Source organism: uncultured Arthrobacter sp. (genome assembly GCF_902805515.1).
Taxonomy (GTDB): domain Bacteria; phylum Actinomycetota; class Actinomycetes; order Actinomycetales; family Micrococcaceae; genus Arthrobacter_D.
Genome location: NZ_CADCTE010000013.1, coordinates 11,016 through 18,620, shown reverse-complemented (window position 1 = coordinate 18,620; position 7,605 = coordinate 11,016). Strand labels below are relative to the sequence as shown.

Annotated in this window: 8 protein-coding genes; 1 reads left to right on the top strand and 7 read right to left on the bottom strand. The window is 70.8% G+C overall.

Going from position 1 to position 7,605, the window contains the following annotated elements; translation table 11 throughout:
• Positions 1-166: 166 nt before the first annotated feature.
• Positions 167-892: a TetR/AcrR family transcriptional regulator gene (locus QZX79_RS01630; RefSeq protein ID WP_120164840.1), complete on the bottom strand. Its 726-nt coding sequence runs from the start codon at positions 890-892 to the stop codon at positions 167-169.
• Positions 893-1,016: 124 nt separating this feature from the next.
• On the opposite strand from QZX79_RS01630, the gene ptsP reads away from it, so the two are divergent.
• Positions 1,017-2,702: a phosphoenolpyruvate--protein phosphotransferase gene (ptsP, locus tag QZX79_RS01625; RefSeq protein WP_294563718.1), complete on the top strand. Its 1,686-nt coding sequence runs from the start codon at positions 1,017-1,019 to the stop codon at positions 2,700-2,702.
• 30 nt (positions 2,703-2,732) lie between these two features.
• On the opposite strand, the gene tsaD is transcribed toward ptsP, so the two are convergent.
• The 6 genes from tsaD to QZX79_RS01595 form a co-directional block, all read right to left on the bottom strand.
• Positions 2,733-3,809: a tRNA (adenosine(37)-N6)-threonylcarbamoyltransferase complex transferase subunit TsaD gene (gene tsaD / locus QZX79_RS01620; RefSeq protein WP_294563716.1), complete on the bottom strand. Its 1,077-nt coding sequence runs from the start codon at positions 3,807-3,809 to the stop codon at positions 2,733-2,735.
• A complete protein-coding gene (gene rimI, locus QZX79_RS01615) occupies positions 3,806-4,375 on the bottom strand; it encodes a ribosomal protein S18-alanine N-acetyltransferase (RefSeq protein ID WP_294563713.1) in 570 nt (189 codons plus the stop codon). Before rimI ends, tsaD begins: the two co-directional genes overlap by 4 nt.
• On the bottom strand, positions 4,372-5,043 hold the full coding sequence (gene tsaB, locus QZX79_RS01610; protein ID WP_294563710.1) for a tRNA (adenosine(37)-N6)-threonylcarbamoyltransferase complex dimerization subunit type 1 TsaB: 672 nt from the start codon (positions 5,041-5,043) through the stop codon (positions 4,372-4,374). The genes rimI and tsaB overlap by 4 nt, the downstream gene beginning before the upstream one ends.
• A 9-nt stretch (positions 5,044-5,052) precedes the next feature.
• Positions 5,053-5,598 carry a tRNA (adenosine(37)-N6)-threonylcarbamoyltransferase complex ATPase subunit type 1 TsaE gene (gene tsaE, locus QZX79_RS01605; RefSeq protein WP_294563707.1) on the bottom strand — a complete coding sequence of 182 codons (546 nt, stop codon included), beginning with the start codon at positions 5,596-5,598 and terminating at the stop codon, positions 5,053-5,055.
• Positions 5,591-6,751: an alanine racemase gene (gene alr / locus QZX79_RS01600; RefSeq protein ID WP_294563704.1), complete on the bottom strand. Its 1,161-nt coding sequence runs from the start codon at positions 6,749-6,751 to the stop codon at positions 5,591-5,593. Before alr ends, tsaE begins: the two co-directional genes overlap by 8 nt.
• Positions 6,752-6,788: 37 nt before the next feature.
• Positions 6,789-7,605, bottom strand: an 817-nt coding sequence (locus tag QZX79_RS01595) for a PfkB family carbohydrate kinase (protein ID WP_294563703.1), incomplete at its 5' end; no start/stop codon positions are given.

The window sequence follows — 7,605 nt, the reverse complement described above, 5'->3', positions numbered from 1 at the left end:
AATGAAGGCCCCGATGTTGGGCATGATCATTCCGGACAGGAAGGTCCCGAATTTTTGGACGCGGACCCGCGCACTGGTGCGGGGCGCCGCTTCTGCTTGTGTTGCCACGTGCGTTCCTAACCGTTGTCCCTGCGTCAGTGCGGGGAATGGATAAATTGGTTGCTTGTCAGCCCGTCCGGGTGGAAATCCGTTGGAGCCACTCGAGGAAAAGCTTCAGCTCGGAGCTGGAGAGCTGGTCGGGGTGCGATGCCTGCAGCGCCGCATTCAACGCGATGGCCGCGACCACCACCGAAGGCGTGCCCTCGGTGTCGATGACCGGGTCCGAGTCGGAATCGGTCGCGATGGCGGAGATGACAGCCTCGCGTGTCATCACTGACAGTTCGAGGCTGCGGTTGGAGGCGGGCTCGGCGATCAGCATGAGGGTCACGCCGATGTTCGCCGCGAGCAGGCTTCGGGCCGCCTCGGCAGGCGGCACGACCAGGCGGGCCGCTGCGGCCGCCCGCTTCAGGACTTCTTCAAGGAACGCCTCGGCCTCGGCCACCATCGAGGGCCGGCGTTCCGGACGGATATTGCCGAACATGACCAGGTACAGGTGGGGATGGTCGAGACCGAACTGCACATGGTTGTCCCAATGACGGCGCAGGTCCTCCACCGGCTGCCCCGAGGAGGGAAGGTTGCGCTCACCCTCGAGGTATTCGGTGAAACCTTCGGCCACGACGGCGTCAAAAAGGCCCTCCTTGTCCCCAAAGTGGTGGTACAGGGTGGGAGCGGTGACCCGGGCGAGCCGGGTCACCTGGCGCGTTGATACGGGTGATCCGCCGGACTCGGCCAGCAGCGATGCGGCTGCCCTGAGCAGCCTGATCTTCGGCGCAGGCTCGCCAGCGGTATCCATGCCTGCTACCGTAGCACCTATAGCGCTGATATATGAAGCGGATCACATACTTCAATGCCGCACCCCGGCCCGGGCGGGTACGGTGGAAGTCTCTGCGCACACGGCAAGGAAATGAGGACGTTCAATGCGGAATTTCTCAGGAGTAGGCGTCAGCCCGGGGCGGGTCATCGGAACCATCCGCCAGATGCCGAAGCCCGTGAGCGAGCCCCCCAAGGACGAGCGGCTCCGGGAGGGCGTAACCCCCGAGGATGCCGCGGCGGCCCTGCGGTCGGCAACTAAGGCCGTCCAGACCGAGTTGAAGCAGCGCTCGGAGACGGCCAGCGGCGACGCGCGTGCCGTGCTCGAGGCGACCGCCATGATGGCCACCGACCCCATGCTTGTCAAGAATGCCGTCAAACTCATCAATGCCGGCAGCTCCGCCGAGCGCGCGGCCTGGGATGCCGGCGCCTCGGTGGCCGAAATGCTCCACAACCTCGGCGGGTATATGGCCGAACGCGCCACCGACGTCCTCGACGTCCGGGCCCGGATCGTGGCCGAACTGCGCGGGCTGCCCGCGCCGGGCATCCCCTCCTCGGACACCCCGTTCATCCTGATCGCCGAGGACCTCGCACCCGCCGACACCGCCACCCTCGACCCCGCGAAGGTCCAGGCCCTGGTCACCTCCGGCGGCGGACCGCAGTCCCACACCGCCATCATCGCCCGCTCGCTGGGGCTGCCGGCCGTGGTCGCCGCGGTGGGCGTCGACGAGCTTGAATCCGGTGCGCGCGTCTACGTCGACGGCGCCGCCGGAACCATCAGCGTGGACCCCGGCGCCGAGGAGGAGACCGCGGCCGAGGCCTACGCCGCCGCGGCGGCGGCCCTCACCGAATTCGACGGCACCGGCAGGACCTCGGACGGCCACGAGGTGCCGCTGCTGGCCAATGTCGGCGGAGCCAAGGACGCCCGCGGAGCGGCGGAGGCCCGGGCCCAGGGCGTGGGCCTGCTCCGGACCGAATTCTGCTTCCTGGGCCGGGACAGCGAGCCGACCCACGACGAGCAGGTCGAGGCGTACAAGGGCGTGTTCGATGCCTTCCCCGGCAAGAAGGTGGTGGTCCGGACCCTCGACGCCGGCGCGGACAAGCCCCTTCCCTTCCTCACCGACACCACGGAGCCGAACCCCGCCCTCGGCGTCCGCGGCTACCGCACCGACCTCACCAGCCCCGGCGTGCTGGCACGGCAGCTGAAGGCCATCGCCGACGCCGAGGCCCAGGCCTCCGCCGAGGTCTGGGTGATGGCGCCCATGATCTCCACCGCCGAGGAGGCCGCCGACTTCGCGGCAATGACCACCGAGGCAGGCCTGAAGAAGCCCGGGGTGATGGTCGAGGTGCCCTCGGCCGCCCTGATGAGCGAATCGATCCTCGCCGAGGTGGGGTTTGCCAGCATCGGCACCAATGACCTCACCCAGTACGCCATGGCGGCCGACCGGCAGCTCGGTTCCCTCGCGGCGCTGAACAACGCCTGGCAGCCGGCCGTGTTGCGCCTGATCGGGCTCACCGTGGAGGGCTCGGTCGCCGAGGGCAATGCCAAGCCCGTCGGGGTGTGCGGCGAGGCCGCCGCCGACCCCGCGCTCGCCGTCGTGCTTGTCGGTCTGGGCGTCTCGACGCTGTCGATGACCCCGAGGGCGCTGGCCGGCGTGGGTGCGGTGCTCAACAGCGTCAGCATCGACGAGGCGCGCAAGCTTGCCGAGATCGCGGTGAAGGCCCCGAGTGCCGCGGAGGCCCGCGCTCGCGTCCGCGCGGAACTGCCCGTCCTCGAATCCCTCGGCCTCTAGACCCCCGGCCTCCCGGCGCCGGCCGGGGTCCTAGAGGAGGATGCTGGAGACCGGCAGCGCCGAGTCCGTGGCGAAGGAGAGGCCGCTGGGGGTTCCGCCGTTGGCCACGATCTGCGCTCCGAGTGAGGCGACCATCGCCCCGTTGTCGGTGCACAGCGACGGCGGCGGCACGGTGAGTTCGATGCCCGCCGCCGCGCACCGCTCGGCGGTCAGGGCGCGCAGGCGCGAGTTCGCCGCCACTCCCCCGCCCAGCAGCAGGCTGGTGATGCCGTTCTCCGTGCACGCAAGGACGGCCTTGGCGGTGATGACGTCGACCACCGCCTCCTGGAAGGACGCGGCGATGTCGGCCACCGGGACCGGTTCCCCGTTGGCCTCGAACTGTTCGACGCTGCGCGCCACCGCCGTCTTCAGCCCGCTGAAGGACCAGTCATAGCGGTGCGGTCCGGGGTTCTCGGCGGTTCCCATGTACTTGGGCTGGGTCAGGCCCCGGGGGAACCGGAAAGCGCGCGGGTCGCCCTGCGCGGCGATGCGGTCGATGGCCGGACCGCCTGGGTAGCCGAGGCCGAGGATGCGCGCCGTCTTGTCGTACGCTTCCCCGGCGGCGTCGTCGATGGTGGAGCCCAGCAGCGTCACGTCCGAGGCGATGCTTCCCACCTTGAGGATTTCGGTGTGGCCCCCGGAAACGAGCAGTGCGCCCAGATCCGCAGGGATCCCGTCGGCGAACGTGCCTCCCAGCATGCCGACGCCCACGTGGGCCACCAGGTGGTTCACCGCGTAGAGGGGCTTCCCGGTGGCCACGGCGAGCGCCTTGGCCGCGGCCACCCCCACCATGAGCGCCCCCGACAGTCCGGGCCCGGTGGTGACAGCGATCGCGTCGATGTCCTCGAGGCCCACCCCCGCCTCGGTGAGGGCCTGCTGCAGGGTGGGGACGAACGCGTCGAGGTGGGCACGGGAGGCGATCTCGGGGATCACCCCGCCGAAGCGCACGTGTTCGTCCATGGAGGAGGACACGACATTGGCGAGCAGCCGGGTGCCCGCGACGACGCCGACGCCGGTCTCATCGCAGGACGATTCGATGCCGAGCACCAGCGGTGCGCTGCGGTTCATGGCCGGTCTCCTTCAGTGCCGCTGCTGTCCTCGTCGGTGTTTTCGTTGACGGTGCCGGCCTTTTCGTTGGCGCCGCCGCTCGGGCTGGATTCCGGGCCGGCACCCCCGGCGGCGCCTTCGGGCGGCAGTTCCAGTCGCATCACCCAGGCGTCGACGCCGTCGCGGTAGTACCGGCGGCGGGTCGAGATTTTCGTGAACCCGGTGCGGGTGTAGAGCAGCTGGGCGCGGGGGTTGTCGGCGCGGACCTCCAGCAGGACCTCCCGGGCGCCGCGCCGGGCAGCCTCGGCGAGCAGCTCGCGCAGCAGCGCCGTGCCGATGCCGCGGCCCTCATGGTCCGGGAGGACGGCGATGGTCTGGATGTCGGCCGTGGTGTCGATAATCATCACCCCGGCATAGCCGACGATGACCCCGTCCACCTCGGCCACGATGTAGCGGCGCGTGTCGGGGCGGAAGAACTCCTCGTAGAACATCTGCAGGGGCCAGGCGTCGACGGGGAAGAGCTCCTGCTCAAGCGAGCCGACCGTCTTGATGTCCTCGTAATCGAGGTCCCGCAGGCTGAAGCTCATGAACCGACCTTCTTCCGGGCCCCGGGAACCTTCGCATCGGATTCCCTCAGGTACAGCGGGGTGGTGTCCAGCAGCGGCATGCCGGCGGCGAGCCGGGCCGAGGCCGTCCGGCCCAGCGCCGCAGCGTGCGGCAGCGCCGTGGAGAAGGCGTCGACCGCGTTCAGCTCCTCCCGGTACAACCCGGCCCCGGCGCCGAAGACCGGAAGCTCCGGCAGCTGGGCCGCCGGGCCTACATGCGGGCCGTCGACCAGGACCGGAAGCCCGCGCGGAGCCTCCGGGCCCCGGTATCGGGCCCAGTACACCTCGCGCCGGCGGGCGTCGGTGGCGACGAGGAACTCACCCTCGGCCACGGGGTCCGAGGCGGCCTCAAAGGCGAGGGCATCGAGGCTCATGACCCCGTGCAGGGGCACGCCCCAGACGAACGCGAGGGTCCGTGCGGTGGCCAGGCCGGCCCGCAGTCCGGTGAACGGTCCGGGACCGACTCCGGCGGCGATGGCTCCGAGGTCCGGGCCGGCCACGCCTGCGTCGCGGAGCAGGTCCTGGACCGCGGGCGCGAGGACCTCCGCGTGGGAGCGCGTGTCGGCGCTCGCGAACCGGCCGATGACGGTGTCCCCGTCAAGGAGCGCGGCGCTGGCGGCGGCTGAGGTGTCCAGGGCAAGAAGAAGCACCGTAACAGCTTAGTCGAGCAGCCCGGGAGGCGGTCCTGCCGACCAGCGGGGGCCGAAGCCGGCGACACGCACTTCCCGCTCTTCGTCCACGTCGTCGCTGAAGTCGGTGGTGATCCCCCCTCCGTCCGCCGCGGCGCCGGCGCCGGTGGGCCGGGTGATGGTGATCTCGAGCCGGCTGTCGGAGAGGTGTTCGGCGCGCCCGGCCCCCCATTCGATGACCGTCACGCTGGAGTCGAGGGAGGCCTCAAGGTCGAGGTCGTCGACCTCCTCCGTCCCCTCCAGCCGGTACGCGTCCACGTGCACCAGGCCCGGGCCCCCGGTGAGGGAGGGGTGGTTGCGGACGAGGATGAAGGTGGGGGAAATCACGGTGCCGCGCACGCCGAGGCCGCGGCCCAGGCCCTGGGTGAACGTGGTCTTTCCCGCACCGAGCCCGCCGGTGAGGATCAGCAGGTCCCCGCCCTGCAGCGCCGGCCCCAGCTCCTCTGCCACGGCCTGGAGTTCGGCGGCGGAACGGACGAACCGGCTGCGCAGCCAGTGCTGGGCCGGCTCACTCACCGGCCGGGTCCTCATTGAGGTAGGTCCGGGGAACGCGGCCGCTGATACGGGTGACGATCTCGTAGTTGATTGTCCCGGCGGCGGCGGCCCATTCCTCAACGGGCGGGTCGCCGGCGCCCCCGAAGAGGACCGCCCGGCGGCCGAGCGGGCTGCGTTCGGTACCGACCAGGCCCTGCGTGCCGAAGTCGACGACCAGCTGGTCCATTGCGATCCGGCCGACGGCGGGATAGGTGCGCCCGTCGATGCGTACCGGTCCCCCGGTGGCGATGCGCGGCACGCCGTCGCCGTAGCCGGTGGGGATCAGGCCGAGGGTGGTGGGCCGCTCGGTGCGGTAGGACAGCCCGTAGGAGACCCCCTGGCCTGCGGGGACCTCCTTGCAGCCCGCGACGACGGTGGCGAAGGTCATGGCCGGACGCAGGCCAAGGTCCTCCGCGCTCTGGTCGGAGAAGGGTGAGAGCCCGTACATGCCCAGGCCCACCCGCACCATGTCGAAGTGGCAGTCGGGGCGGGAGAGGGTGCCCGGCGTGTTGGCCAGGTGGCGTACCTCGAGGTCCGCACCGGCGTCCTCGGCGACGGCCACGGCGTCCCGGAAGCGGCGCAGCTGCTCGTCGGTCTCGGGGCGGTGCGGTTCGTCGGCGACCGCGAGGTGGGAAAACACCCCGACCAGGCGCAGCAGGCCCTCCTCCTGGTGTTCAAGCGTCCGGTCCAGCAGGGCTTCCCACAGCTCCGGGGAGCAGCCATTGCGGCCCAGCCCGGTGTCGATCTTCAGGTGTACGCGTGCGGGCCGTTCGAGCCGGCGGGCCGCCGCCACGACGTGGTCAAGTTCCCAGCCGGAGACCCCGATGTCGATGCCCTGCTCGATGCCTCCCGCGAAGTCGCTCTCGGGGGTGTGGAGCCAGGCAAGCACCGGCGCGTCAAGGTCCGCGCGCCGCAGGTCCAGTGCCTCCGAGATGTGCGCGGTGCCCAGCCAGGAGGCTCCTGCCTCAAGCGCCGCCTTCGCGACGGCGACCGCGCCGTGGCCGTATCCGTCCGCCTTGACGACCGCCATGACCCGGGCCGGACTGGCCACCTCGATCAGGTGCCGGAGGTTGTGGCGGATGGCCTCAAGGTCCACTTCAACGGTGCGTTCGGTCGGGGCGGAAGAAAAACTCACTTGCCCTATTCTGCCACCGTCGCCGGTTGGGTCCCCCTCAGGCATCGGAATGCCGGGCGATGGTCGCCGACGCGCGGCGCACCGCCTCCACGGGCACATCGGAGACGAGATGCTCCAGGAACCCGTAGCGGCGCACCCACTGGCGGCGGACGCCGTCGCGGGCTGAACTGGTCCGGTGCCACCAGTCGGCGATGTCGCCCCAGCCGGGGGCCGCGAGGGAGCCGCCGACCTCCTGCACCGACAGGGACGCGCACAGGTTGGCGAAGCTCAGCCGGTCCGCCAGGGAGAATCCCGCGAGGTCGGCCATCACGAACGCCGCACCGAAACAATCACCGGCGCCGGTCGGATCGTAGGCGGTGACCGGCAGCGCGGGCACCCACTCTTCCTCGCCGGTGAGCGAGTCGATGGCCATGGCGCCCTGCTGCCCCACGGTGACCACGGCCACCGGAACATGGTCGGCGAGCGCGTAGAGGGCCGCCCAGGGGTCCTCGGTGCGCGTGTACGCCATCGCTTCGACGTCGTTGGGCATGAACGCGTAGAAATGGCCGAGCGTGGCGAGGACCTGCGGGGCCCATTCCCCGTGGGGATCCCAGCCGACATCCCCGTAGAGCCGGGTGCCGTTGGCCGTCGCGGCAGCCGCCCACGGCTCAAGCTCCCCTCCGACGCTGACGATGGCGGCCCGGCAGCCCGGTGGGTCACCGATGAGTTCGGAGGCGCTCAGCGGCGGGGCGTGTCCGTGGGTCACCAGCGAGCGGTCCCGCTCCACCGAGAGGGAGACGGTCACCGGGGAGTGCCAGTTCTTGAAGACCTGGGAGCGTGAGAGGTCGACGTGCTCCTGGTCGTTGAGAATGTCC